The sequence below is a fragment of the Oerskovia sp. NPDC057915 genome (assembly GCF_042887685.1).
Taxonomy (GTDB): Bacteria; Actinomycetota; Actinomycetes; order Actinomycetales; family Cellulomonadaceae; genus Oerskovia.
The window spans coordinates 31,185-54,415 of record NZ_JBHVOS010000018.1 but is presented as its reverse complement, the minus strand read 5'-3'; the positions used below and the strand labels follow the sequence as shown (position 1 = coordinate 54,415).

21 protein-coding genes are annotated in these 23,231 nt (G+C 74.2%); 8 read left to right on the top strand and 13 right to left on the bottom strand.

What is annotated here, in order from left to right; translation table 11 throughout:
• Positions 1–38: 38 nt before the first annotated feature.
• Both ACFVQ3_RS13215 and ACFVQ3_RS13210 read left to right on the top strand, forming a co-directional pair.
• Positions 39–1,142, top strand: a complete 1,104-nt coding sequence (locus tag ACFVQ3_RS13215) for a uroporphyrinogen-III synthase (RefSeq protein WP_387639804.1) — start codon at positions 39–41, stop codon at positions 1,140–1,142.
• Positions 1,139–2,029 carry a sirohydrochlorin chelatase gene (locus tag ACFVQ3_RS13210; protein ID WP_387639697.1) on the top strand — a complete coding sequence of 297 codons (891 nt, stop codon included), beginning with the start codon at positions 1,139–1,141 and terminating at the stop codon, positions 2,027–2,029. Before ACFVQ3_RS13215 ends, ACFVQ3_RS13210 begins: the two co-directional genes overlap by 4 nt.
• 9 nt (positions 2,030–2,038) lie before the next feature.
• Here ACFVQ3_RS13210 and ACFVQ3_RS13205 read toward each other — a convergent pair whose 3' ends face one another.
• Positions 2,039–3,535, bottom strand: coding sequence for an MFS transporter (locus ACFVQ3_RS13205; RefSeq protein WP_387639694.1), 1,497 nt, complete (start codon positions 3,533–3,535; stop codon positions 2,039–2,041).
• Between the two features lie 151 nt (positions 3,536–3,686).
• On the opposite strand from ACFVQ3_RS13205, the gene soxR reads away from it, so the two are divergent.
• Positions 3,687–4,157 carry a redox-sensitive transcriptional activator SoxR gene (gene soxR, locus ACFVQ3_RS13200; protein WP_387639692.1) on the top strand — a complete coding sequence of 157 codons (471 nt, stop codon included), beginning with the start codon at positions 3,687–3,689 and terminating at the stop codon, positions 4,155–4,157.
• Positions 4,158–4,191: 34 nt separating this feature from the next.
• Here the strand turns inward: soxR and ACFVQ3_RS13195 are convergent, their stop codons facing one another.
• The 6 genes from ACFVQ3_RS13195 to ACFVQ3_RS13170 are packed head-to-tail and all read right to left on the bottom strand — an operon-like array spanning position 4,192 to position 9,843.
• Positions 4,192–5,250 (bottom strand): hypothetical protein, encoded by a 1,059-nt coding sequence (locus ACFVQ3_RS13195; RefSeq protein WP_387639689.1) that lies wholly within the window; start codon positions 5,248–5,250, stop codon positions 4,192–4,194.
• Complete coding sequence (locus ACFVQ3_RS13190) at positions 5,247–6,299, bottom strand: VWA domain-containing protein (RefSeq protein WP_387639687.1); 1,053 nt, start codon at positions 6,297–6,299, stop codon at positions 5,247–5,249. Before ACFVQ3_RS13190 ends, ACFVQ3_RS13195 begins: the two co-directional genes overlap by 4 nt.
• Positions 6,296–7,369 carry a hypothetical protein gene (locus ACFVQ3_RS13185; RefSeq protein ID WP_387639684.1) on the bottom strand — a complete coding sequence of 358 codons (1,074 nt, stop codon included), beginning with the start codon at positions 7,367–7,369 and terminating at the stop codon, positions 6,296–6,298. The genes ACFVQ3_RS13190 and ACFVQ3_RS13185 overlap by 4 nt, the downstream gene beginning before the upstream one ends.
• Entirely contained in the window at positions 7,363–7,884 is a 522-nt protein-coding gene (locus tag ACFVQ3_RS13180; protein WP_387639682.1) for a hypothetical protein, read from the bottom strand. Before ACFVQ3_RS13180 ends, ACFVQ3_RS13185 begins: the two co-directional genes overlap by 7 nt.
• Positions 7,871–8,833 carry a DUF58 domain-containing protein gene (locus tag ACFVQ3_RS13175; protein WP_387639679.1) on the bottom strand — a complete coding sequence of 321 codons (963 nt, stop codon included), beginning with the start codon at positions 8,831–8,833 and terminating at the stop codon, positions 7,871–7,873. Before ACFVQ3_RS13175 ends, ACFVQ3_RS13180 begins: the two co-directional genes overlap by 14 nt.
• An 11-nt stretch (positions 8,834–8,844) precedes the next feature.
• Complete coding sequence (locus tag ACFVQ3_RS13170; protein WP_387639677.1) at positions 8,845–9,843, bottom strand: AAA family ATPase; 999 nt, start codon at positions 9,841–9,843, stop codon at positions 8,845–8,847.
• A 249-nt stretch (positions 9,844–10,092) separates the two neighbouring features.
• On the opposite strand from ACFVQ3_RS13170, the gene ACFVQ3_RS13165 reads away from it, so the two are divergent.
• The gene (locus ACFVQ3_RS13165) at positions 10,093–12,303 is read left to right on the top strand and encodes a cytochrome c oxidase assembly protein (RefSeq protein ID WP_387639674.1); all 2,211 of its coding nucleotides are present in this window, start codon (positions 10,093–10,095) and stop codon (positions 12,301–12,303) included.
• A gap of 216 nt (positions 12,304–12,519) precedes the next feature.
• Positions 12,520–13,449, top strand: a complete 930-nt coding sequence (locus ACFVQ3_RS13160; protein ID WP_387639672.1) for a type IV toxin-antitoxin system AbiEi family antitoxin domain-containing protein — start codon at positions 12,520–12,522, stop codon at positions 13,447–13,449.
• Between the two features lie 108 nt (positions 13,450–13,557).
• Here ACFVQ3_RS13160 and phnE read toward each other — a convergent pair whose 3' ends face one another.
• From phnE to ACFVQ3_RS13140, 4 genes are all read right to left on the bottom strand, one after another.
• The gene (gene phnE / locus ACFVQ3_RS13155) at positions 13,558–14,448 is read right to left on the bottom strand and encodes a phosphonate ABC transporter, permease protein PhnE (RefSeq protein ID WP_387639669.1); all 891 of its coding nucleotides are present in this window, start codon (positions 14,446–14,448) and stop codon (positions 13,558–13,560) included.
• Positions 14,445–15,392, bottom strand: a complete 948-nt coding sequence (locus ACFVQ3_RS13150; RefSeq protein WP_387639667.1) for a phosphonate ABC transporter ATP-binding protein — start codon at positions 15,390–15,392, stop codon at positions 14,445–14,447. The genes phnE and ACFVQ3_RS13150 overlap by 4 nt, the downstream gene beginning before the upstream one ends.
• A gap of 144 nt (positions 15,393–15,536) precedes the next feature.
• On the bottom strand, positions 15,537–16,472 hold the full coding sequence (locus ACFVQ3_RS13145) for a phosphate/phosphite/phosphonate ABC transporter substrate-binding protein (protein ID WP_387639663.1): 936 nt from the start codon (positions 16,470–16,472) through the stop codon (positions 15,537–15,539).
• Positions 16,473–16,514: 42 nt separating this feature from the next.
• Positions 16,515–17,750: a TIGR03364 family FAD-dependent oxidoreductase gene (locus ACFVQ3_RS13140; RefSeq protein WP_387639660.1), complete on the bottom strand. Its 1,236-nt coding sequence runs from the start codon at positions 17,748–17,750 to the stop codon at positions 16,515–16,517.
• A gap of 165 nt (positions 17,751–17,915) precedes the next feature.
• Here ACFVQ3_RS13140 and ACFVQ3_RS13135 point away from each other — a divergent pair, with 165 nt between their 5' ends.
• Entirely contained in the window at positions 17,916–18,881 is a 966-nt protein-coding gene (locus tag ACFVQ3_RS13135) for a GntR family transcriptional regulator (protein ID WP_387639658.1), read from the top strand.
• Positions 18,878–19,657 carry a phosphonatase-like hydrolase gene (locus tag ACFVQ3_RS13130; protein ID WP_387639655.1) on the top strand — a complete coding sequence of 260 codons (780 nt, stop codon included), beginning with the start codon at positions 18,878–18,880 and terminating at the stop codon, positions 19,655–19,657. The genes ACFVQ3_RS13135 and ACFVQ3_RS13130 overlap by 4 nt, the downstream gene beginning before the upstream one ends.
• Positions 19,658–19,761: 104 nt before the next feature.
• Here ACFVQ3_RS13130 and ACFVQ3_RS13125 read toward each other — a convergent pair whose 3' ends face one another.
• Positions 19,762–20,220 carry a hypothetical protein gene (locus tag ACFVQ3_RS13125; RefSeq protein WP_387639653.1) on the bottom strand — a complete coding sequence of 153 codons (459 nt, stop codon included), beginning with the start codon at positions 20,218–20,220 and terminating at the stop codon, positions 19,762–19,764.
• Between the two features lie 154 nt (positions 20,221–20,374).
• On the opposite strand from ACFVQ3_RS13125, the gene ACFVQ3_RS13120 reads away from it, so the two are divergent.
• Positions 20,375–22,624: a prolyl oligopeptidase family serine peptidase gene (locus ACFVQ3_RS13120; protein ID WP_387639650.1), complete on the top strand. Its 2,250-nt coding sequence runs from the start codon at positions 20,375–20,377 to the stop codon at positions 22,622–22,624.
• Between the two features lie 219 nt (positions 22,625–22,843).
• On the opposite strand, the gene ACFVQ3_RS13115 is transcribed toward ACFVQ3_RS13120, so the two are convergent.
• The gene (locus ACFVQ3_RS13115; protein WP_030150276.1) at positions 22,844–23,032 is read right to left on the bottom strand and encodes a hypothetical protein; all 189 of its coding nucleotides are present in this window, start codon (positions 23,030–23,032) and stop codon (positions 22,844–22,846) included.
• Positions 23,033–23,231: the final 199 nt, after the last annotated feature.

Here is a 23,231-nt window from a genome sequence, read left to right as displayed (position 1 = left end):
AGCCCACCGTGGAGCACCGGCCCGCGCTGGGTCAGGTCATGGCAGGCTGCACGGTCCTCGTCACGGCCGACCGTCGCTCGGCCGAGCTCGCCGCCGCACTGTCGCGCCGGGGTGCCGAGGTGCGGCACGCGCCTGCCCTGAGCATGGTGCCCAACGAGGACGACGAGGCGCTGCTCGCGGGGACGCGGGACCTGATCGCGGACCCGCCCGACGTCGTGGTCGTCACGACGGGCATCGGGTTCCGGGGCTGGATCGAGGCCGCCGACGCGCACGGCCTGGCCGACGAGCTGCTGGACGTCATGAGCCGCGCCCGGCTGGTCGCGCGCGGCCCCAAGGCGCGCGGCGCGATCCAGGCAGCGGGGCTCCAGGCCGACTGGGTCGCCGAGTCGGAGACGTCGGGCGAGATCGCGGACGTGCTGCTCGGCGAAGGGGTCGACGGGCTGCGGATCGCGGTGCAGCACCACGGTGCGGGGGCGGACGGCCTCGACGTGGTCTTCGCTCAGGCGGGGGCCGACGTCGCGAGCCTCATCGTGTACCGCTGGGGGCCGCCGCCCGACGAGGTGGCGCTGCGCGCGTCGATCCGTGCCGCGGCGGCGGGCGAGATCGACGCGGTCGTCTTCACGTCGGCCCCGGGCGCCGAGGCCTGGCTCGCGGCGGCCGAGTCCGAGGGCGTCGGGGATGCCGTCGTCGCACGCTTCGCGAGCGGTGCCATGATCGCCGCGGCGGTCGGCCCCATCACGGCCCGCCCCCTCGCGCACCGCGGCATCCCGACGCTCCAGCCGGACCGCGGCCGGCTCGGGGCGCTGGTCCGCACGCTCGTCGGGCACTACGAGCACGCCGAGACGCTCGCTCTCGTGACGGTCGCGGGCAACCTGCAGATCCGCTCGCGCGTCGCGGTGCTCGACGGCCGGGTCCTGCCGCTCTCGCCCTCGGGCCTGGAGGTCCTGCGCCTGCTGGCCGCGCGCGCGGGGGACCGGGCGGGGGACGTCGTGACACGGGACCAGGTCCTCGCGGCGCTGCCCGGCGACTCGCGCGACCCGCACGCCGCCGAGGTCGCGGTCGCTCGGTTGCGCGAGGCGGTCGGCGACCGCACCCTCGTCAAGACCGTCGTCAAACGTGGCTATCGACTGGAGCTGGCATGAGCACGGAGATCCTGGGGTTCCCCTCCGACGCGAGCGAGGAGAGCGCGCCGTCCGCCGGTCCGGCCGGGGGCGCTTCGCCCGTGCTCGTCGGCTGCTCGCACGGGACGAACAACGCGGACGGCCAGGCCGCGATCCGCGCGATCCTCGACGACGTCCGCGCGACCCGCGCCGACCTCGACGTCCGCGAGGCGTTCGTCGACGTCCAGCAGCCCGAGGTCGCCGACGTCGTCACGCAGGCCGTCGCACCGCCCGCCACGGGCGAGGGGCAGGGTGGGGCGGCCGTCGTCGTGCCGCTGCTGCTGTCGACGGGCTTCCACGTGAACGTCGACATCACCGAGGCCGTGTCGCCCGCGCACGAGGGCCGCGGCCCCCAGCACGGACCCGCGACCGCTGCCCGCGCGCTCGGCCCCGACCCGCGGCTCGCCGAGATCCTCGCCGACCGCCTGGCCGAGGCCGGGGTCCGACCGCACGACGCCGTGGTCCTGGCTGCGGCCGGGTCCAGCAAGGCCGGCGCCGCGCGCGACGTGGAGGCCGTCGCCGAGTTCCTGCGTGCGCACCACGACGGCCCCGTCACGGTCGGGTTCGGCGCTATGGCCACCCCCTCGGTGCGCGACGCCGTCGCGGCGGCCCGCGAGGCGCTCATGGCCGCGGCTCCGGCCGCGGCCCGCGAGGCGCTCGTGGCCGCGGCTCCGGCCCCGGGCGGGACGGACGCACCCGCTCCGCGCGTGGTCGTCGCCGCCTACCTGCTCGCTCCCGGTTTCTTCCACGACCGGCTGCTCGAGACCGGCGCCGACCTCGTCACGGCCCCGCTCGCACCCGACGCCCGCCTGACGGCGATCGTGCTCGACCGCTACGCCGAGGGCGTCAGGGCGCTCGCGGGCAGCTGACGCGAGGGCTCACGCAGGTACCCGGGTCCGCGGCGAGACGAACGCCGCGAGCAGCGCGATCGCGACCATGACCCCGAAGCACACGACGTAGGCCAGGAGACCCAGCGGCTCGCGCAGCACCACGAGCATCGAGCCCGTCACGGCGAGGGCGATCGCCGCGGACAGCGCGTCGGACACCTGGAGCGCCGAGCTGTTCGCGCCCTGCTGGTCCTCGGGGGACAGCGCGAGCGTGAGCACCGAGAGCGTCGGGTGGACCAGCCCCATGCCCAGGCCGGCGAACGTCCAGGCGAGCATGCCGACGATCGGCGGCACCGCGGACCAGGCGAGCAGCACCGTGCCGGCGATCCCGCCCGCGACGAGCAGCGACCCGACGAGCACGAACCGTGCGTGCGACCAGCCCCAGTGCGCCTTCCCGCGCAGCCATGCTCCGACCGACCAGCCGATCGCCCCGAAGGTGAGGATGCCGCCTGCCAGGGTCGGGGACATGGCCCGCTCGGACTGGAGGAGCAGGGGGAGAAGGACCTCGGTACCGGTGAAGGCCGCCGCGACGAGCCCGCGGATCGCGATGACCGACGGGAGGCCCCGGGCGGCGCGGGCGGTGCCGCGCGGGAGCAGCCGCGGGACGGCGACGACGACGAGCGCGAGCGCCACGAAGAGCGGGACGTACAGCCGCGCTCCCTCCTGCTGGCCGGCGAAGTGCAGCAGCCCGATGCCCAGGGCGGCGGCGACGGCCCACCACAGGGCCGCGTTCCCGGCAGTGTCGGGTGCGGCCTCGCGGCGCTCGGCGCCGACGGCCCGCAGGCCCGGGCGCATCATGAGCACGGCCGGGACGGCGAGCACGGGCACCGCGAGGAAGACCCAGCGCCACCCGAGGTGCTGGACCATGAGCCCAGAGATCACGGGACCGACGAGAGAGGGTACGACCCACGCCGCGGCGAACGCCGCGAACACGGCCGGGCGCCGCGCCTCGGGGAAGACGCGGGCGACGAGCACGTACAGGGCCACGATGTACATCCCGGTGCCGAGCCCCTGCACGACGCGCCCCGCGACGAAGACCTCCATGGTCGGTGCGAGCCCCGAGACGACCAGGCCCGCGAGGAACATGCCCACGCCGCCCCACAGCGACGGGCCCGGTCCGAAGCGGTCGCACCACCGGCCTGCGGCGACCATGCCGACGACGCTCGCGGCGATCGAGCCCGCGAACGCGACGGCGTAGAGCGCCATGCCGTCGAGCGCCGTCGCGACCGTGTGCATCGCGGTCGCCACGGCGAGCGCCTCGAAGGCGCCGAGCAGGACCAGGGCCACCATGCCGACGAGGACGGTGCGCTGGGTCGCGGGGGACAGGCCCGCGCCCACGGTGGCCGCGGGCGTCGCGCCGGAAGCCTCGACAGCCTCGACAGCCTCGACGGCAGTGGCCGCCGCGGTCGGTGCGGGCGAGGGGTCGGGGGCGTCGCCGATCGCGGCGGCGACCGCGGCGTCGGGGGCCGCAGGGCGTGATGGTTCCATGATTCCTCGCAGGGGTGGGCGCGGACCCGTGGGGCTGCGCGGAAGGTATGTGCTCGATCGAGCGCTTCGACTAGTCTCGAACCTCAACCATTGTCGAGGTCAAGCGGACTCGTCTCGACGGTGGACGGAGCGACGAATGCCTGGAGCAATCATGCCTGACGACGGGCCTCACCCGGACGACGAGCTCACGGTCGGCGAGCTCTCGCGCCGCAGCGGCGTCTCGGTGTCGGCCCTGCACTTCTACGAGCGGGAGGGGCTGCTCTCGGCCCGCCGCACCCCGGGCAACCAGCGCCGCTTCCCGCGCGAGACCCTGCGACGCGTCTCGTTCATCCGTGTCTCCCAGCGCGTGGGGATCCCGCTCGCGCTGGTCCGCGAGGCCCTCGCGACGCTCCCTCAGGACCGGCCCCCGACCGCCAAGGACTGGCGGCGCCTGTCCCGGATGTGGCACGCCGACCTCGATGCCCGGATCGAGCAGCTCGTGCGCCTGCGCGACCACCTCACCGACTGCATCGGGTGCGGGTGCCTCTCCCTGCGCAAGTGCGTCCTGGCCAACCCGCAAGACGTGCTCGCCGAGGAAGGACCCGGGCCGAGGACCCTGCTGGTCGAGGGCCTCGACGACTGAGGTCGCGCCAGGTGCTGCGCGCCAGGCGCGGGGCTCACCAGTTCTTCGAGGACCCGCCGCCGTCGCCCGAGCCGTCGGCCGGTTCCTCCCCGCCGAAGTACTCCTGGTACTCCTGCCGGCTCTGGTCCTCGTCGTCGCGGGCCTCGGAGTTCTGCTGCTGGAGCTTCTCCTGCCGTTCGGCCTCGGCGCGCTCCTGCTCGCTCTGGTCGGTCTCGGGCTGCGGCTCCTCGCCCTGAGAACCATCCTGCGGGTCCTGCTGCTGCTGCGGCTGCGCGTCCTTCGCCCGCTGCTGCTTGTCCTGCAGGCGCTGGACGGAGGCCTCGTTCTGCTCCTTCTCCTCGGGCGCCTGCTCCTCGCAGCCCGGCCAGCCGCGGACCTGCTCGGCCGTCGCGAAGGAGCGTTCGGCGAACGCGAACCACTGGGAGGCCTCGTCCTGGAGGTCCTGGGGGACGAGCTCCTCGCCCGTGCCGAAGGGGTCGATGACGAACTGGTCGTAGTCCTCGCCCGCGTCCCGCGCCGCGAGAGCGTGCTCGAGCGCGGCCTTCTGCGACAGGAGGTCCTCGCCCGTGGCCGTCTCGTAGTCGCCCGCGGTCTCGTAGGAGATCGACAGGTTGACCTGGATCTGGCAGCGGACCATGGGTTCCTCGTCCTCGGCGAGGTCGTAGGCGCGGTGCAGGTCGGAGATCGCGGTCGTGTCGTCTCCGGCGCGGTGAGCCGCGGTACCGGTGTTGAACCACGCCTTCCACGGGTCGACGAGGTTCATCGTCTTCTGGAGGCCGAAGGTCGCGGCGGCATCCGTGTGGTCGCCCGCGTCGTAGCGTCCGGACGCGTAGGACGCGACCACGGCCAGGAAGACCAGCTTGGCTCCGAGCACGAGCGCGGCGACCAGCAGGGGGAGGGGCAGGAGGAGCAGCAGCGCCCGACGACGCAGCCGCCTCCTGCGCAGCGCCGCACCCTGGGGCGAGAGCGAGCCGGGCCGGGGGGCCGGGAACGGCGAGCCGCCGTGCGTCGGTCGCCGGTCGCCGGGTACGCCGGGGCCGCCCCACGACGGCGGGGGCTGAGGGGGCTCCGGGGGCCGGCCGTCGCCGCTCATGCGCGGACCCCCACCCGACGCGACGCAGACCGGCCTGCCGCCCACGCCTCGAACCCGAGCAGCACCGCACCCACGAGGGCGAACGGCCACACGACCGGACGGTAGGCCGTGACGAGGCGCCTGCCGTCCGCCGCGACCTGCTGGGGGTCGACGCCCGCGACGAGCTCCGCCGTCGGGCCGGTGGTCTCGCGGTGCACGTACGGCACCCCCAGCTGGGTGGCGATCGCCCGCAGGTTGTCCTCGTCGATCACCGACAGTGCGTCGGGCGCGTCGGGGTCGTCGAGGGTCGCGCGCGACGGATCCCGCAGGTACTCGGCCGTCGACGGGTCCTCGCCCGGCATGTACTCCTTCATGCGCCCGCCCTCCGGGGTGCCGTAGCCGAGGACGGCGCCGCCGTCGACGAAAGGCGCGAGGTCCTCGAACGACCTGGGCTCTCCGTCCGCGGTCTGCTCGCCGTCGGACAGGAAGAACACCAGGCGGACGTTGGCCGGGCGGTCCGTCGCGGCCCCCTCGAGCGCGGCGCGGAGCGCGTCGAGAGGTCGGTCGGTGAGCGACCCCTTGGAGTAGAGCGTGATCTCGCGCCTGAACGTGTCGGCCCAGGACGTGACGGCCCGGGCGTCGGTCGTGAGCGGCACCTGACGGCTGGCCTGGGAGTCGAACGAGATGATCGAGTAGCGGGCCCCGGGGACGTCGGCCGTGAGGCCCGCGACGTCGTGCCGCACGCCCACGAGGCGCTCCTGCGTGCCGTCGAAGTCCTCGGCCGCCATGGAACCCGTGCGGTCGACCACGAAGAACATGTCCACGTTCGCGACCGACGTGTCCCGGTCCGTCACGGGGACCGACGGCCCGAGCCCGATCACGGCGAGGACCGCGACGAGCGCGGTGCGCCGCACCCACGCGCCGCGCGGTCCGACGGGTGCGCTCTGCGTGCCGGCCGCCTCTCGCGACGGACCACGGAGCGCGACGACGAGCTGCCACCCTGCGAGCCCGAGCAGCGGGACGAACACGACGGCCCACGCCCACAGGGGGATCAACGGCTGGAAGGTCATTCGCGCAACCTCCAGCCGACGACGACGAGCAGGGCGGCACCGGCGGTCGCGACGAGGAACCAGACCGTGGGCAGGTCCGTCACGACGACCTCGGGGCTCGCGTCGAGCTCGACGGCCTGCTGCGCGACCACGTCCTCGACCATGCCCTCGACGGCCTGCGGGTCGCCCGCGAGGAAGTACAGCCCGCCGCCGGCCTCGACGAACTCGCGGTACCGCGTCTCCTCGGGGGTGCCCGCGTAGAGGTCGGAGCCGCCGTAGATGCCGTGCAGCGTGATGTCGCGCGACGCGACGAGCGCCGAGGCCTCCTCGAGGGTGTAGATGGGCTCGCCCGCGACGTAGTTGTCGGTCGCGAGGATGATCGAGCGCGACCGGTCGGTCGCCTCCTCGTCGAACTGCAGCGCGCAGTTCGCCAGCCCGTCGCCGATGAGGCTCGCCGCGGACTCGTTCGCGAGGGTCCCCGCGGTGTACGTGAGGAACTCCAGGACGTCCTCCTGGTCCCGCTCGCTGCTGAAGTCGAGCGTGCTGGGGTCCTTGTCGAACGCCGCGACCCCCGCGGCGAGCTCCTCCTGGACCAGGGTGTAGTCGTCCGTCAGCGGGAACACGGTGCGCGACGTCGAGTTGAAGATCGACAGCGCGATGCGCTCGCCCTCGAAGCTGTCCACCAGCTCCGAGTAGACCTTGAGGATCTCGCCGTCGTACGCCGTCATCGAGCCCGACACGTCGAGGCACAGGACGATGTCGCGGGTCCCCAGACGGTCCACGACGAGGTCCGTCTCGACCGGCCGAGCAGCCACCGCGCCGACACCGACCAGCGCGACGAGCAGCCCCACGAGCCCCGCGACCTGGAGCGTCCGGTAGCGGCGCACCCACGCCGCGAAGGCCGGGACCTGCGCGAGGTACGACGAGTTCGCGACCCACGTGACGTCGTCGGGCCGCGCCTTCTCCGCCCGCGCCCGACGCCGGCGCGTCAGCCACCACGCCGTCGCCCCCGCGGCCAGGACGAGGACCACGACCGCGGCGAGCAGCCACGGCCACAGGATCGAGGCGCCCTGCGGCCCCGGCGTCACCACGTCCTCACCACCGAGCGGGCGCGGTCGATCGACTCCCTGCCCGAGGGCGTGCCGTCCTGCGCGCCGGGACGAGCCGGCGCACCGACGACGTCCTCCGCGAACGACGGGTGGTAGTACCGGGCGATGAGCCGGGTCAGGTGCTGCGTGCCCGTCATGTGCTCGATCTCCGAGAGGGTGAGCACCGAGGCGTCCACGCCCAGGCGCCCCGACGCGAACCCGCGGACCTCCCGGGACAGCGCCAGGTGCAGACCGCGCTCGTCGAGGCCGCCCGCGAGATAGGTCGCCTCGACCGCGTCGAGGCGCGACTCGAACTCGCCCCGCAGCCCCGCGTACGGGTCGAAGGGTCCCGACCCCGCCCCGGGCGGCGAGAACCGGGAGGCCTTCTCCTGTGCCGACGCGCGCGTCGACACGAGCGCGAGCACGACCCAGCCCACGGCCAGCAGCACGAGGACCACCCCGAGGGCCGCCCACCAGCCGCTGTAGAGGGCGGGGGCGTAGAGCTCATCGTCGGGCACGCCTGGACCTCCCCAGCAGCTCGACGAAACGAGGCACGACGTCGTGCGTGCCGGACACGCTCACAGCCTCCGTCTCGAGCGAACGCAGCAGCGCCACGACGGACTCGCGCCGTGCGCGCGCGGCCTGCTCCGCACCCACGGCGACGTCCACGCGGCCACGTAGGAACGGCGGCAGGTCGAGCGTGCCGTCGACGTCCGCGACCTGCGACGCCCGCCGGGAGGTCCGGCCCGCCGGGGCGGCCACGGTCCCGTGCCCCGCACCCTCCGGTGGTCCTCCGGGGACGACGCCGCCCCCGACGGGCGACAGGTCCGCGACCGCGACGACCATCACCTCGTGGCGCACGCGCAGACGCCGCAGCAGACGCTCGTGCTCAGGCCCCGGACGGGCCTCGTCGGTCACGACGACCATGAGCGAGCGGCGCCGGAAGGCGTTGAGCGCCCGGTCGAGAGCCCGGTTCAGGTCGCTCGCGGGCGCGTCGACGCCCAGCTGTCCCTCGACCGTGCGGAGCAGGAGCTCGAGGTCCCGCGTGCTGGCCCGCGGCGGGAGCTGGACCACGCGCTCCGCGTCGGCCGCGACGAGCGCTACCCGGTCGCCGCGGTCGCGCGCGAGGTACGCGACGAGCGCGCAGCAGAAGCTCACGACGTCGGCCTTGGGCTCCCCGCTCGCCGCCGTCGCCCCCATGTTGCGGCCCGTGTCCACGACCAGGACGAGGTTGACGTTGGACTCGCGCACGAACCGGCGCACCACGGGGATGCCGGCGCGGGCGCTCGACTTCCAGTCGATGTCGCCGACGTCCTCGCCCGGCGCGTACAGGTGAAGGTCGTCGAAGTCCTGCCCGTGCCCCTTGAGGACCGAGCGGTGCCGCCCCTCGAGCAGCCCCGAGGCCCGCCGGGCCAGCGGGAGCTCGAGCCTGGCCCGCACCTGGGCCAGTCGCGACACGTCTGTCATGGGACCGTGCCCTACGGGGTCGGGACCGCGTCGAACACGGCGTCGATGAGCTGCTCGGGCGCGACGTCGGTCGCGAGCGCGTCGAACGTGCGGACCAGGCGGTGGCGCAGGACCGAGTAGCGGACCGCCTTGATGTCGTCCGGGACGACGTACGCGCGACCGGCCTGGATCGCGAGGGCCTGGCCCACCCGCATGAGCGCGATCCCGCCGCGCGGGCTCGCGCCGACCCGCACGTGCCGGTCGAGGCCCGGGACCGGCCGCGGGCCCGAGAGACGGGTCGTGTTGATGAGGTCGACGATGTACCGCTTGATCGACTCGTCCACGTACACGTCGTCGACCAGGCGCTGGAGGAAGACCACGTCGTCGATGCTGATCGGCTCGGCCGTGATGGGTGCCGACATGCGGCCCGTCGAGATCCGGTCCAGGATCTCGAGCTCCTGCTGCGGGGCCGGGTACGTCAGCACCTCCTTCATGAGGAACCGGTCCATCTGGGCCTCGGGCAGCACGTACGTGCCCTCCTCCTCGATGGGGTTCTGGGTCGCCAGGACCATGAACGGCGAGGGCAGCGGGAAGTTCGCGCCGCCGATCGACGTCTGCTTCTCCTGCATGGCCTCGAGCATCGCCGACTGCGTCTTGGCGCTCGACCGGTTGATCTCGTCGAGCAGGACGAGGTTCGCGTGCACGGGCCCGAGCTGCGTCGTGAAGGACCCGGTCGCGTAGTTGTAGATCTGGGTGCCCACGATGTCGTTCGGCATGAGGTCCGGCGTGCACTGGATGCGACGGAACGACCCGTTGACCGCCGCGGCCAACGTCTGGGCCGCCGTCGTCTTGGCGAGGCCCGGGACGGACTCCAGCAGGATGTGGCCGCCCGCGAGGAGCGAGCTGACCAGGGCCGTGCGCAGGGCCTCCTGCCCGACGACGCGCTGGTCGAACACCTGCTCGACCCGCTTGAGCAGGTGGCCCGCGCGGTCCAGGTCCGTCGTGGAGATGCTGCCGTGACCTGTGGCCATGGTGAGGTCCTTCGCGTGTGCCCGGGTCGTGCTGGGGATCTGGTCACGGCCCCTGCCCACGAGGGGGACGCCGTGCGAACCCGGCCCAGTATGCCAGCGGGGGCCTCGCGACGCGGTGCCTCGTCCACAGGGGAGGCACGGCGAGCGACCCCCACCGGGGTGCCCGGTCCCGCCCTGGCGGTCGCGCGACGGGAGGCCGTGACCCGAGGGGAATACCGCGATGACCCGCATGCCGCCTACCCTGGTCGGGTGACCGCCACCGCCCCTCGCAGCACCTCAGGAACCGCGCCCGACCGGGCCGCGCAGCCCCCCGGTCGGGGCGTCGTCGACGCACCCCGAAACCCCTGGTGGCTCGTGCTCTCCGGACCCGCGGCCGTGGTCGTCGCGATCCTGGCGGTCGTCGCTGCCGGAGCCTTCTCCGGGGCGTTCGAGCCCCTCGCAGGGTTCGCGGACCCCGGCGCCGTCGCCCGCTGGGGGCTGCCCGTCTCGACCACGCTGACCGAGCTCGCGATCGCCCTGACCATCGGGTCCCTCGTCCTCGCGGCCTGCGTGCTGCCCGCCGGGCCGCCGCTGCGCAAGGCCCTCGGGGTCGCCGGCGCCGCCTCGGCGGTGTGGGCCGTGCTCACCGTCGCCCAGACGATCCTGCGCTACTCGGTCCTGTCGAGCATGCCCGTCACGAGCGTCGGGTTCGGCGAGCAGCTCGCGGCGTTCGTCACGCAGATCTCGCTCGGCCGCAGCCTCCTCGGCGTCATCGTCGTCGCGGCGCTGACCTCGGCGTGCGCGTTCGCCGTCCGCACCGCGACCGGTGCCCTGTGGACTGCGCTGCTCGCGCTCTCGGCCCTGGCGTTCCAGGCCAACACCGGTCACACGGCCGGCGCCGCGAGCCACGAGCTGGCGATCTCCTCGATGTTTCTCCACCTCGGCGGTGCGGCCCTGTGGATCGGCGGGCTCGGGGTCCTCGCGATCGTCCGGCTGCGCGGCGGGCTCGACCGCACGGCCTTCGCGTCCTCGGTCTCGCGCTACTCCTCGATCGCGGGCTGGTCCTTCGTCGCGGTCGCCGTCTCGGGCGTCGCCAACGCCTGGATCCGCCTCGGCGGCGTCGCAGGGCTCAGCACCGACTACGGCGTGCTCATCCTCACCAAGATCGGCCTCATCGTCGTGCTCGGCGCGATCGGGTTCGCGCACCGCGAGCTCGTCGTGCGCCGGCTCCAGGGCGTGGGTGGCCCCGCCCGCACGGGTGGCCCGTCCGGCACTGCCACCGCCGCGGGCGAGCCGAGGACTGCGGGAGGCTCCGCCGTCGGGCAGAAGGCCGTCGTGCAGAAGAAGGCTCCGGCCGCCGCCGGGAAGGGCGGACCGCAGGCCGCCGCCGAGAAGGCCGCGACGTGGCTGTTCTGGCGGCTCGTCGCGGTCGAGCTGCTCGTCATGGGCGCGGTGTCCGGGGTGGCCGTCGCGCTCGGGTCGACGGCGCCGCCCGTGCCGGACGAGCCGATCGCGCTCCCGACCCCGGCCGAGCTCGTGACCGGGCACCCCCTGCCCCCCGAGCCGGACCTCGGGCGCTGGTTCACCGAGTGGCGCTGGGACCTGCTGCCCGCGTTCGCGTGCGTCGCGGCCCTCGTCGTCTACCTGCGCTGGGTCCGGCGCCTCGCGAAGCGTGGCGACAGGTGGCCTGTCGGGCGGACGGTCTCGTGGACGCTCGGGATCGTCGTCCTGTTCTGGGTGACGAACGGCGGGCCCGCGGTGTACGGCCACGTGCTGTTCAGCGCGCACATGGTGCAGCACATGGTGCTCGCGATGGTCGTGCCCATCTTCCTCGTGCTGGCCGCGCCCGTGACCCTGCTGCTGCGCGCCGTGCCCGTGCGCAAGGACGGCTCGCGCGGGCCGCGCGAGTGGGTGCTCGCGCTCGTGACCTCGAAGTGGGGGCAGTTCTTCGCGAACCCGATCGTCGCGGCGATCAACTTCGCCGGGTCGATGATCGTCTTCTACTACACGCCCGCGTTCGAGCTCGCGATGACGACGTACGTCGGTCACCTCGTGATGATCCTGCACTTCACGCTCGCCGGGTACCTGTTCGCGAACGCGCTCGTCGGGATCGACCCCGGCCCGCACCGGCCCGGCTGGCCCCAGCGGCTCCTGCTCCTGCTCGTCACCATGGCGTTCCACGCGTTCTTCGGGGTGTCCCTCACGACCGGGACGCAGCTGCTCGTGCCCGAGTGGTTCGGGCTCATGGGGCACGACTGGGGGATCACCGCGATCGCCGACCAGCAGCGCGGCGGCGGCGTCGCCTGGGGCATCGGGGAGCTGCCGACGCTGTCGCTCGCGATCGTGGTGGCCGTCATGTGGGCGAGGTCCGACGAGAAGGACGCCCGACGCCGTGACCGCCGCGTGGACAAGGACGGCGACGTCGAGATGGACGAGTACAACCAGATGCTCGCGAGGATGGCGGAGCAGGACAAGGACTGACGGGCCCTCCCTGGTCTGGAGGTCGGCACCCGGTGCCGAGCATGCGGTTGTCGTCCGGATCCGGCGGATTCTCGACGCCAACCGCATGCTCGACCGACGCCAACCGCATGTTCGGCGGCCGACGGGGCCGTGCACAGTCGTGCTCGCGAAACCCTTCCTCCACAGGTAGGGGCCCGGCCGCCCGCACGCGTCGCGCGGATCCGCTGGAGTGGGCCGATGCCGCGTCGACCCGTGCCACCCGCCCTGCTCGTCCACGCCGCCGACCAGGCGGGCCTGGTCGACATCCGTCAGGCTCGCGCCTCAGGACTCACGGACGGCCAGGTCCGAGGGCTCGTTGCCCGCGAGGAGTGGTCGCGGGTCGCCCGTGGGGTCTACGACCTGTCGGGGGTCCCGGTCCGTGAGCAGCCGTTCGGTGCCCGACGGCGGCGCGCGGCCTGGGCAGCGCTGCTCGCGTTCGGCCCGGGTGCGGTGGCCGTCGGTGCGTGCGCCCTGGTGCTGCACGGGATCGAGGGGCTACCGGTCGCCGTCCGTCCTGAGGCCGCGCTCCCGGGGGGAGTGAACCGGGTCGATCGGGACGGCGTCAGGCTGCGCCAGTTCGACGACGGGATGACGACGACCCGGATCGGGGTGCAGCGGCTTGCGACGATCGACTGGGCACTGGCCCAGGCGGTCCCCGAGCTTCCGCGTGCGAACGCGCTCGCTGTCCTCGACTCGGCGCTGCACCGAGGAGCGATCAGCGCTCGGGGGCTCGAGGTCGCGCACGACATGGCCCGGGGGCGGCGCGGGGTCGCCCGTACGCACGACCTGTGGACGGTGGCGGACGGGCGGGCCGAGTCGCCGCTCGAGTCGTTCGGCAGGCTCGACTGCCTCGACGAGGGGGTTCCTCCCACGACGCTCCAGCTCCCGATCGAGCACGCGGACGGTCTGGCGCCTCTCCGGGCGGACATGGCGTGGCGCCGGAAGGACGGGCGGTGGCTCGTGGCGGAGATGGACGGACAGGACCTGCACGCCGAGCCGAGGGCCGTGTATGCCGACCGGCGCCGGCAGAACCTCATCGTGGGGACGGGGCAGGTCGACGTCCTACGGTTCACGTCTCGCGACCTGCCGGGAGTGGGGCGAACGGTCCGGGCACTGCTGGGTCGCTGACCGTTCGGTGCCGAGCATGCGGTTGGCGTTGGCCGAGCATGCGGTTGGCGTCCGGAATCACCCGGATCCGGACGCCAACCGCATGCTCGGCACCGGCAGCCCGAGACCTCAGACCGCGATCCTCGCCCTCGCCCACGACGAGAACCGGTCCACGACCCACACGAGCACGAGCACCATGAGGATGTAGGTCAGCATCTCGTCGAACCGGAACAGCTTGATCGACTTGTTGATGAGGAACCCGATCCCGCCCGCGCCCACGAGCCCGAGCACGAGCGAGGACCGCACGTTGACGTCGAACCGGTAGAGCAGCAGCCCCAGGAACTGCGGCACGACCGCGGGCAGCACCGCGTGCGTGACGACCTGGGTCCGGCCCGCGCCGTTGGTGCGCAGCGCGTCGGCGGGCCCGGGGTCGATCTCCTCCATGGCCTCGGCCCACAGCTTGCCCATGACGCCCGTGTTGTGGACGACGAGCGCGAGCACCCCCGCGAACGGCCCGAGCCCCACGGCGGTCACGAAGATCAGGGCGAACACGACGTCGGGCACGGCACGGAAGAACGACAGGATCGCGCGCGACCCCTGGTACCAGAACGATCCCGGGGTGCTGCCGCGCGCGGCGAGCACCGCGAGCAGGAGCGAGAGCGGGATGGACAGCGTGGTCCCGAGCAGCCCGATCCACAGCGTCACGAGCGTGGCCTGGAGCCCGGGGGCCACGACGGTCGACCAGTCGAGGTCGGGCGGGAACGCCTCGCCGACGAACCGGGCCATGCCCTCCCAGCCGCCCACGAGCGCGCTGATCGAGAAGCCCGTGCCCTGCCAGGCGAGGACGTGCAGCCCGAGCAGCACGGCTCCGGCGGTGACCCAGGTCGTGACCTGTCGGCCCGAGCGGTGGGCCGTAGGCACGACGACGTGCGCGAGCCGCTCGGGCGACGGCCCCTCGGTCCGGGTGGACGAGCCGCCGCGCGGGGGGCGGGGCGAGCGGGCGGGGGCGGTGGCGGTCATGCGGGGATCCTCGTTCCGACGGTCGTCCGGGTGACGGTCACGGTCGCGGTCTCGGCCGAGTACAGGTGCTCGACGGCGTCGCGCGTCACGGCGTCCGGCGCCCCGTTGAGGCGCTCGCGGCCCGCGACCATCCCGACGAGCCTGTCGGCGTGCTCGCGCGCGAGCTCGGGGTCGTGGAGCACGGCGACGACCGCGAGGCCCTCGTCGTGCGCGAGGGTCGCGAGCAGCTCCATGACCTGGGTCGAGGCCGCGGGGTCGAGCGCCGACGTGGGTTCGTCGGCCAGCAGCACGCTCGCCCGCTGGCACAGGGCCCGGGCGACGGCCACGCGCTGCTGCTGGCCGCCCGAGAGCTGGCCGACGCGGTCGAGCGCGCGGTCGGCGAGGCCGACCCGCTCGAGGCACAGCATGGCCTCGGCGCGCAGCTCGCGGGGGAAGAGCGACGCGACGAGCGACTGCCGCAGGGGCAGCCGGCCGAGCGCCCCGGCGCAGACGTTGTCGAGGACCGTGCGTCGTCGCACGAGGTTGACCTGCTGGAAGATCATCGCGACCCGGCGCCTGGCCTCGTGCTGCTCCGCGGCGGACGTCCGGTGGTGGGGGTGGACCTGCTCGCCGCCGACCCACACCTCGCCCGACGTCACGGGCGCGAGCCCGATCACGGACTTGAGCGTGGTCGACTTGCCGCAGCCGTTGGCGCCGAGGATCGCGACGAGCTCGCCCGCGGCGACGTCGAGGTCCATGCCGTCGACCGCGCTGCGCAGCACGGCGTCGCCGGCCTCGGAGCGCGTGCTGAACTGGACCCGCAGGTCGCGGACGTGCAGACCGGGCGAGCGGACGCCGTCGGGCAGGTGCAGCACGCCCTCGGCCGCGCCCGGTCCGGCCGGTCCGCCCGGCCCGTCGGGCAGCCCCGGCGAGCCCGGCGCGAGCGCGCCGTGGTGTGAAGCCATCTGGAACAACTCCTTGCTGGAGCGGGACGCGAGCCCGCGGGGGGACAGGACGGTCGACCGGGGCGGCCGACCGGACGAGGGTGCGGTGGGGTGCCGCCAGGGCGTTCGGCGCCCCGGCGGCACCCGTCCGCACCTCGAGGTGGGTCAGACGTCGTCGGCGGTCAGCTTCAGGGTCTTCGCGAGGTCGAACAGCGGCTGGTACGTGTCGACGTCGACCTCGACGAGCGGGCCCGCGGGGTCGACGTCGAGGAATGCGCCGATGGCCTCGACGTCGGCGGTGTCGAGCGTGAGGAGGGCCTCGCGCACGGCGTCCTTGAACTCCTGGCTCTGCGACCCGGCGACCGTGATGGGGTCGTTCGGGATGGGGTCGGACTCCCAGACCTGGCGGAACGCCGAGGAGTCGAACGTGCCCTCGCGCTCGGCGGTCGCGAGCGTCTGGGAGTTGATCTGCGCGGCGTCGACCTGGCCGTTGGTCAGGGCGAGGAGCGCCTCGGGGTGGCCGCCCGCGTAGGTGATCTCGACGTCGGACTCGGCGAGACCCGCGTCGAGGATCGCGAAGCGGGGCAGGGCGTCGCCCGACGTCGAGCCGGTCGAGCCGAGCGCGAGCGAGTGGCCCGGCAGGTCCTCGATGCTCTGGATCGGGGAGTCGACGGGGACCCAGATCCCGGCCGTGTAGCTCGAGAGCGAACCGTCGGCGAGGCCGAACGAGGCGAGCGGCTCGGCGTCGGCGCGCTCGCTCGCGAACACGAACCCGAGGGGGCCGAACTGCGCGAGCTCGAGCTTGCCGTTCTCCATGGCGAGGACCTCGGCCGAGTAGTCCTCGACGATCGTCAGCTCGACGGGGCAGTCGAGCTTCTCCGACAGGGCGTCGGCGAGGTGCTGGTAGGCGGGCTCGAGCTTGGCGGGGTCCTCGTAGGGCTCGATGCCGAAGCGGATCGCGCCGTTCGGGCACGTCGCGGACCCGGCGCCGTCGGCGCTGGTCCCCGCGTCGGCCGTGCCGGTCGAGCAGGCGCTGAGCGCGCCGAGGAGCAGTGCGGCGGCGAGGACCGAGGTGGCCTGGCCGGTGCGGCTGCGGTGCATGTCTTCTCCTGGGGGTGGGGTTCGCGAGAGAGGCTGGTCTGGTCAGAGGAAGCTGTCGAGCACGCGCGGGGCGAGCCCGAGCGCGGTGGTCATGCCGATGCCGGACGTGACCGACACCGCGCGCACGCCCGGCATGGGCGTGACGTCGAGGAACGGTGCGGGCGCGGAGGCGTAGACGCCCTGCCAGCGCTCGCGGACCGTGAGGGGGCCCGTGCCGAAGAGGCGCGCGGCCTCGGTGAGGAGGAGCTCGTCGAGGGCCTCGGGGTGGAACGGCCCGGGCGTCGTCGCGTAGGCGTGCGTGTCGCCGAGCGTGAGCGTCCCGTCGGGGCGCTGGGTGACCATGAGGTTCACTGCGGCGTCGATCAGGGCGGGGTGCTGGGCGGTGAGGCGCTCGCGGACCGCGGCGATCGCGGGGGAGTGGCGGAAGCCGTCGTAGCGCAGCAGCGAGGTGCCGGTGAAGATCGCGGGGTCGATCTCCCGGGGGGCGCCGCCCGCGCCCGCGGGGGCGTCGACGCGCAGCATCTGGAGCGTGCACCGCTGGATGCCCGCGGCGGCGGCGGTGTCGGGGAAGAACCGGTCCACGTCGTGCCCGACGGCGAGGATCACCTTGGTCGCGACGACGTCGCCCCGGGAGGTGCGCACGAGGGTCACGCCGCTGCCGGCCTCGAAGCCCTGGACGGTCGTGGACCAGGCGAGGTGAGCGCCGCGCTGCCCGGCGTACCAGCGGGCGATCGCGGGGACCGCCTCGCGGGGGTCGACGCGGACGTCCTGGGACAGGAACGCGCCGCCGACGACCTCGTCGGGGTCGCCCGGGACACGGTCGAGGACCTGGTCGCGGTCGAGCAGCCGGACGTGCCCGTCGCGGCCGTGGGCGAAGTCCTCGAGGACCTGCCGCTCGTCGTCGGCGCGGGCCACGACGACGGTCCCGGACTCGCGCAGCCAGAAGTCGGCCTCCTTGGCGAGCTGGATCCAGCGCTCGCGGGCCGCGAACGCGTAGGTGAGGGCCGTGCCGTCCTGCGCGGTGAAGCAGCCGTGCCCGAAGTTGCGGACCGAGGCGCCGACGGCGCGGTCGTCGCGCTCGACCACGAGGACGGACAGCCCTCGGCCGACGGCGTCGACGGCGTGCGCGAGGCCGACGATCCCGGCGCCGACGACCACGAGGTCGACACGGGCGGGGAGGTCGTTCCCGGTGGACGGGCTGCGCGTGCCGGGGCGGCCGGCGGGGAGGCTGGAGGTGTGGCCGGACGGGGCCGGGCGTCGAGGTGCTGTGCTGCTCACGACACGGACACTGCCGTGCGGGTCGAGCAGGTATCAAGCGATTCCGGGACTTGTCCAGACAAGTTTCCGGAGTGTTCACCTGGCGTTGGCGCGCCGGGTACGGGGTTCATGCGGCCGTCATCGGAGCGCCGTCCGCAGCGCCGGTGTGACCTGTATGGTCAAGTCATGGCCCAGTCCTCGTCGTCCCCACGTACCGCACCGCCCCCGCAGGCCCAGCAGGCACCGCTGGCCCGGCCGGGTCAGCCCACCCAGCCGTCGCACGGCCCGCTGCACCAGCACGTCCTGGGCGAGCTGCGCCGTCGGATCGTGTCCGGCACGTACGCGATCGGCGACTCGCTCCCCTCGGAGGCCACGTTGTGCGCCGAGTTCTCGATCTCGCGCGGCACGGTCCGCCAGGCGCTCGGGACGCTGCGCAGCGAGGGCCTCATCGGCGGGGGGCAGGGGCGTCCGCCGGTCGTGCGCTCGCGCGCCGTCCCGCAGCCGTTCGAGACGTTCCTGTCGTTCAGCCGGTGGGCCGCGGGGGTCGGGCGCGTGCCCGGTCAGCGGACCGTCGAGGTCGCGCGCCGCGGCGTGCAGGGCGTCGCGGCCGACGCCCTGGGGCTCGAGGAGGGCACGCCCGTGGTCGAGGTCCTGCGCCTGCGCCTGCTCGACGGGGTCCCGGCGATGGTCGAGCGCGACACCTTCATCGAACCCGTCGGGCGCCTCATCTTCGAGTTCGACCCCGACAGCGGCTCGATCTACGACCACCTCATCTCACGTGGCGCGGACCTGCACGCGGCCCGCCACGTGATCGACGCCGTCGCGGCCGACGAGACCGACGCCGGCCTGCTCGAGGTGCCCGCGGGCGCCCCGCTGCTGCGCGAGCGCCGCACCACGCGCAACGCCGCGGGCGTCCCCGTCGAGTACGCCGACGACCGCTACCTGCCCGAGCTCGCGGCCTTCACGATCGACAACACCCAGGACACGTCGCTCTCGATGGTCCGCTTCCCGACGGCGTCGGCCGCCGCGGCGTCCCTCGTGTCGCCGACCGCCGGCCGGGCGGACGCAGCCGCCTTCGCGGACCCGGCCGAGCACACCGAGCACGCCGACCCCACCGACCCCACCGACCCGAAGCAGGAGCCCTCCGCATGACCAGCAGCATCACCAGCACCTCCGGCACCGCGCCCGGCGGGCGCTCGCCGCTCGCGATCGAGCTCGTCGCGCTCGACATCGCGGGCACGACCGTCGAGGAGGGCGGCGCGGTCTACGACGCGCTGCACACGGCTGTCCTCGAGCACGGGAGCGGTGCGACGTCGTCGGACATCCAGCACTGGATGGGGGCCGAGAAGCGCGCGGCGATCACCGCGCTGCTCGCGATCGGCTCCGGTGCGCCGGGGGACGCTCCCGACGAGGCCACGGTCGACGCCGCGTTCTCGCGCTTCACCGTGCTGCTCCACGAGGCGTACCGGCTGAACCCGCCGACCCCGATCCCCGGCGCCCCCGAGGCCTTCGCGGCCCTGCGCGCGGCGGGCGTCAAGGTCGCGCTGACCACGGGTTTCACGCGGGACGTGACCCAGGGGATCCTCGACGTGCTCGGCTGGACCGTCGCGTCGGGACCTGGGCAGTGGCTCTCACCCGAGGTCACGCTCGACGCCGTGACGTGCGCCGACGAGGTGCCGCTGGGCCGCCCGGCCCCGTACATGGTCCACCGCGACATGGAGCGCACGGGGGTGCTCGACGTCGCGCGCGTCCTCGTCGCGGGCGACACGGTGCTCGACCTGCGCTCGGGGGTCAACGCGCGGGCCGGGGCGGTCGTCGGGGTGCTCACGGGCAAGCTCGGTGCGGCCGACCTGGGGCGCGAGCGCCACGACTTCCTGCTCGACTCGGTCGCCGAGCTGCCGGGGCTGGTGGCCCGCCTCAACGCCTGAAGCCCGACCCGGGCTGCCGGGCCGGGTGTCGAGAACGAGGTTCGGGCCGTCATCCGGCCCGGAACGACCCTGATCCCGTTCTCGGCACCTCGCTGCCTCGGGGCTCAGCCTCGGGTGACGACCCAGCCGTCGCCCGGGCCGCGCGTGACGGTCAGGGTCGAGCCCGGGGTCAGGACCCGGTTGGTGATCGGGAGGCCCTCGGAGCACACGTCGGCCTGGGCGAGCCGCAGGTCGGCGACCTGCTCGACCTCGTCGTCGTTGACGAACACGAGGTGGCCCGTGCCGACGTCGACCGTGCTCGGGAGCTCGCCCTGCACCGGGCCGTCGGTCCCGGCGGCCTCTGCGACCTCGGTCGGGTCGTCGCCGGGGCACACGATCACGGCCTTCTGCCAGTCGAAGTGGGTCGTGGAGATGAGGTCGAGGTCGCCGTCCGAGCGGCCGGCGGCGACGATCCCGGCGAGCACGGTGTCGTCGAGGTCCTGCGCGGGCTCGGACCCGCACCCGGTCAGGAGCAGCCCGACGACGGCGCTCACGGTCAGGGGGAGGAAGGGAGCCTTGCGCACGGGTCCAGTATGCGCCGAACGACCCGCCCGGTGAGCCGAGCACGCGGTTGTCGCAGGTCGAGCATGCGGTTGTCGTCGGGAATCGGGCCGAGGACGACGCCGACCGCATGCTCGGCACCGCGAGGGGAGCGGGTGGGCGTGATAGGACGGTGCAGTGACCACCGACAACGCAGACCCCGCCGCCAGCGGCCCCGCCCCGACCCCCTTCCACGACCTCGACCAGTACGTCGCGATCCCCCGCACGGGTGGGCTCGTGATGTCACCGGACGGACGGCGCCTCGTGACGAGCGTGGCGACGCTCGACGCGAAGCGCACGGCGTACGTCTCGGCGTTGTGGGAGGTCGACCCCACCGGTGAGGCCCCGGCCCGCCGCCTGACGCGCAGCACCAAGGGCGAGTCGGGCGCCGCCTTCACGGCCGAGGGGGACCTGCTCTTCACCTCGGCCCGCCCCGACAGCGACGCGTCGGCGTCGGCCGAGGGCGACCCGACCTCGGCCCTGTGGCTCCTGCCCGCCGCCGGTGGGGAGGCGCGCATCGTCGCGTCGGCCCCCGCCGGGGTCTCGGCCCCGCTGGTCGCGCGCAGCGCGCCGGTCCTGTCGCTCGCGGCCGACGTCCTGCCGAGCGCCCGCGACCTCGCGCACGACGCCGAGCTCCGCACGGCCCGCAAGGACAAGAAGGTCGCCGCGATCCTCCACACGGGCTACCCCGTGCGGTACTGGGACCACGACCTGGGCCCGTCCGAGCAGCACCGCTTCGTCGCCGACCTCTCGCAGCTGACCGACGAGCCGGCCCGTCCGCTCCCGGCGGCGCCAGCGGACTCCGACGCGGAGGGCGCGACCCTCGACCTCCCCGCGGGGCGCGTCGAGCTGCGGGACGTGACCTCCGCCGTCGGGCGTGGGCTGCGTGAGCACTCTGCGGACCTGTCCGCGGACGGGACGACGCTCGTCACGACGTGGACCGTCGCGGGGCCGGGTGCCTCGGAGCGGTCGATCCTCGTCGCGATCGACACCTCGACCGGCGAGCGCCGCACGCTCGTCGACGAGCCCGGCGCCGAGGCCTCCTCGCCCGTGATCTCGCCCGACGGCGCGTGGGTCGTGTTCGTGCGCGAGACCATCACGACCCCGCAGGCCGCACCCGAGCAAGGCCTCGCGGTCGTCCCGCTGCGCGCGGGCGACGGCTCGGACGGCGACCCGGGTGACGCCGCGAACCACGGTCTGCGCTCGCTCGCCGCGAGCTGGGACCGCTGGCCCACGTCGGCCGCGTGGCTGCCGGACGGCTCGGGCCTGCTCGTCACGGCCGACGACGACGGTCGCGGCCCGGTCTTCCACGTCGCGTTCACGCCCGACGGGTCGGGGGCCGACGGGATCGTGTCGCGTCTGACCTCGGACGACGCGACGTTCACCGACGTCCGCGTCGCGCCCGACGCCTCGGCCGCCTACGCCCAGCGCACGAGCTACCTCGAGCCCTCGCACCCCGTGCGGATCGAGCTCGCGGACTTCCTGGCGGCCCCTGCCGGCGAGCGGGCACCCGTCGCGGCGACCGCGCTGCGCGGCCCCGTCGAGAGCCCGGACCTGCCCGGCACCCTCACCGAGATCGAGACCGCGGCGTCGGACGACGTGCGCGTCCGCGGCTGGCTGGCCCTGCCGCACGGCGCGAGCGCCGAGAACCCCGCACCCCTGCTGCTGTGGATCCACGGCGGGCCGCTCGGCTCGTGGAACGCGTGGAGCTGGCGCTGGAACCCGTGGATCCTCGTGGCCCAGGGCTACGCGGTGCTCCTGCCCGACCCGGCGCTGTCCACGGGCTACGGCCAGGACTTCGTGCAGCGCGGGTGGGGCTCGTGGGGTGCGGCCCCGTACACGGACCTGCTCGCGATCACCGACGCCGCGGAGGCGCTGCCGGAGATCGACGAGACCCGCACCGCCGCGCTGGGCGGCTCGTTCGGCGGGTACATGGCGAACTGGGTCGCGGGCCACACGGACCGGTTCCGGGCCATCGTGACGCACGCGAGCCTGTGGGCCCTCGACCAGTTCGGCCCGACGACCGACTCGTCCTACTACTGGCAGCGCGAGATGACGCCCGAGATGGCGGCCGAGCACTCCCCGCACCGCTTCGTCGCCGACATCGTCACGCCCATGCTCGTGATCCACGGCGACAAGGACTACCGCGTCCCGATCGGCGAGGGCCTGCGTCTCTGGTACGAGCTGCTGTCGTCCTCGGGCCTGCCGGCCGCGGCCGACGGCAGCACCGACCACCGCTTCCTGTACTTCCCCGACGAGAACCACTGGGTGCTCCAGCCGCAGCACTCGATCGTCTGGTACCAGGTCGTGCAGGCGTTCCTCGCGGAGCGTGTGCTGGGCGTGGCGCCGGGCGAGGGGGCGGCCCAGCTCCCGACGACGCTCGGCTGACGCTCGGGCGCGAGGTGGGGTGGGGCGTCGTCGTGCGCCGAGCCCCGCCTCGCGCGCCCGGTCCGGGAGCGCGAGCAGCAACGCCCGACGGCGGAGCGCGCCTCCGGGGGTCGGCGTGCCTGGGGAGGTCCCCGCGTGCCGGGGAGGACCCCGCGTGCGGGGGAGGACCCCGCGTGCCCGGGCCCCGCGTGCCCGGGCCCCGCGTGCCCGGGGGGCCGCTCAGTGCGACATGCGCCGGTGCGGTGGGAGACGCCGGTCGTGCGCGGCGCGGACCAGCTCGACGACCATGAACACGATGATCGACGCGACGAGCACGATCCCGAAGAGCAGGAACCAGTTCGCGGGTCCCGACCCCGTGGGCACGTAGACCGCAGCGTCGACGCTGCTGGCGAGCATGAGACCGGACATGTCGACTCCTCGCTGACCGGGAGCTCCGGGGCGGAACCCCTTCCTCCAGGATGCACCCGGACGCGGGGGTTGCAACCCGCTGGCCGAGAACCTGGGGTGACGAGAACGGGGTCGTGGGGGGGGGGGTGGGGGTAGAAGAACGCAACCCCAACTAAGGCTCACGGGCGCCGCGGGGGGGGGGTGGCGAGGTAGGGGGGGA

Coding starts and splice junctions, on each gene's coding strand:
- ACFVQ3_RS13145 (WP_387639663.1), bottom strand. CDS start 16,472: ATGCACCGCAGCCGCACCGGCCAGGCCACCTCGGTCCTCGCCGCCGCA.
- soxR (WP_387639692.1), top strand. CDS start 3,687: ATGCCTGACGACGGGCCTCACCCGGACGACGAGCTCACGGTCGGCGAG.
- ACFVQ3_RS13170 (WP_387639677.1), bottom strand. CDS start 9,843: ATGGCCACAGGTCACGGCAGCATCTCCACGACGGACCTGGACCGCGCG.
- ACFVQ3_RS13130 (WP_387639655.1), top strand. CDS start 18,878: ATGACCAGCAGCATCACCAGCACCTCCGGCACCGCGCCCGGCGGGCGC.
- ACFVQ3_RS13175 (WP_387639679.1), bottom strand. CDS start 8,833: ATGACAGACGTGTCGCGACTGGCCCAGGTGCGGGCCAGGCTCGAGCTC.
- ACFVQ3_RS13190 (WP_387639687.1), bottom strand. CDS start 6,299: ATGACCTTCCAGCCGTTGATCCCCCTGTGGGCGTGGGCCGTCGTGTTC.
- phnE (WP_387639669.1), bottom strand. CDS start 14,448: ATGACCGCCACCGCCCCCGCCCGCTCGCCCCGCCCCCCGCGCGGCGGC.
- ACFVQ3_RS13135 (WP_387639658.1), top strand. CDS start 17,916: ATGGCCCAGTCCTCGTCGTCCCCACGTACCGCACCGCCCCCGCAGGCC.
- ACFVQ3_RS13210 (WP_387639697.1), top strand. CDS start 1,139: ATGAGCACGGAGATCCTGGGGTTCCCCTCCGACGCGAGCGAGGAGAGC.
- ACFVQ3_RS13150 (WP_387639667.1), bottom strand. CDS start 15,392: ATGGCTTCACACCACGGCGCGCTCGCGCCGGGCTCGCCGGGGCTGCCC.
- ACFVQ3_RS13215 (WP_387639804.1), top strand. CDS start 39: ATGGCAGGCTGCACGGTCCTCGTCACGGCCGACCGTCGCTCGGCCGAG.
- ACFVQ3_RS13195 (WP_387639689.1), bottom strand. CDS start 5,250: ATGAGCGGCGACGGCCGGCCCCCGGAGCCCCCTCAGCCCCCGCCGTCG.
- ACFVQ3_RS13205 (WP_387639694.1), bottom strand. CDS start 3,535: ATGGAACCATCACGCCCTGCGGCCCCCGACGCCGCGGTCGCCGCCGCG.
- ACFVQ3_RS13160 (WP_387639672.1), top strand. CDS start 12,520: ATGCCGCGTCGACCCGTGCCACCCGCCCTGCTCGTCCACGCCGCCGAC.
- ACFVQ3_RS13115 (WP_030150276.1), bottom strand. CDS start 23,032: ATGTCCGGTCTCATGCTCGCCAGCAGCGTCGACGCTGCGGTCTACGTG.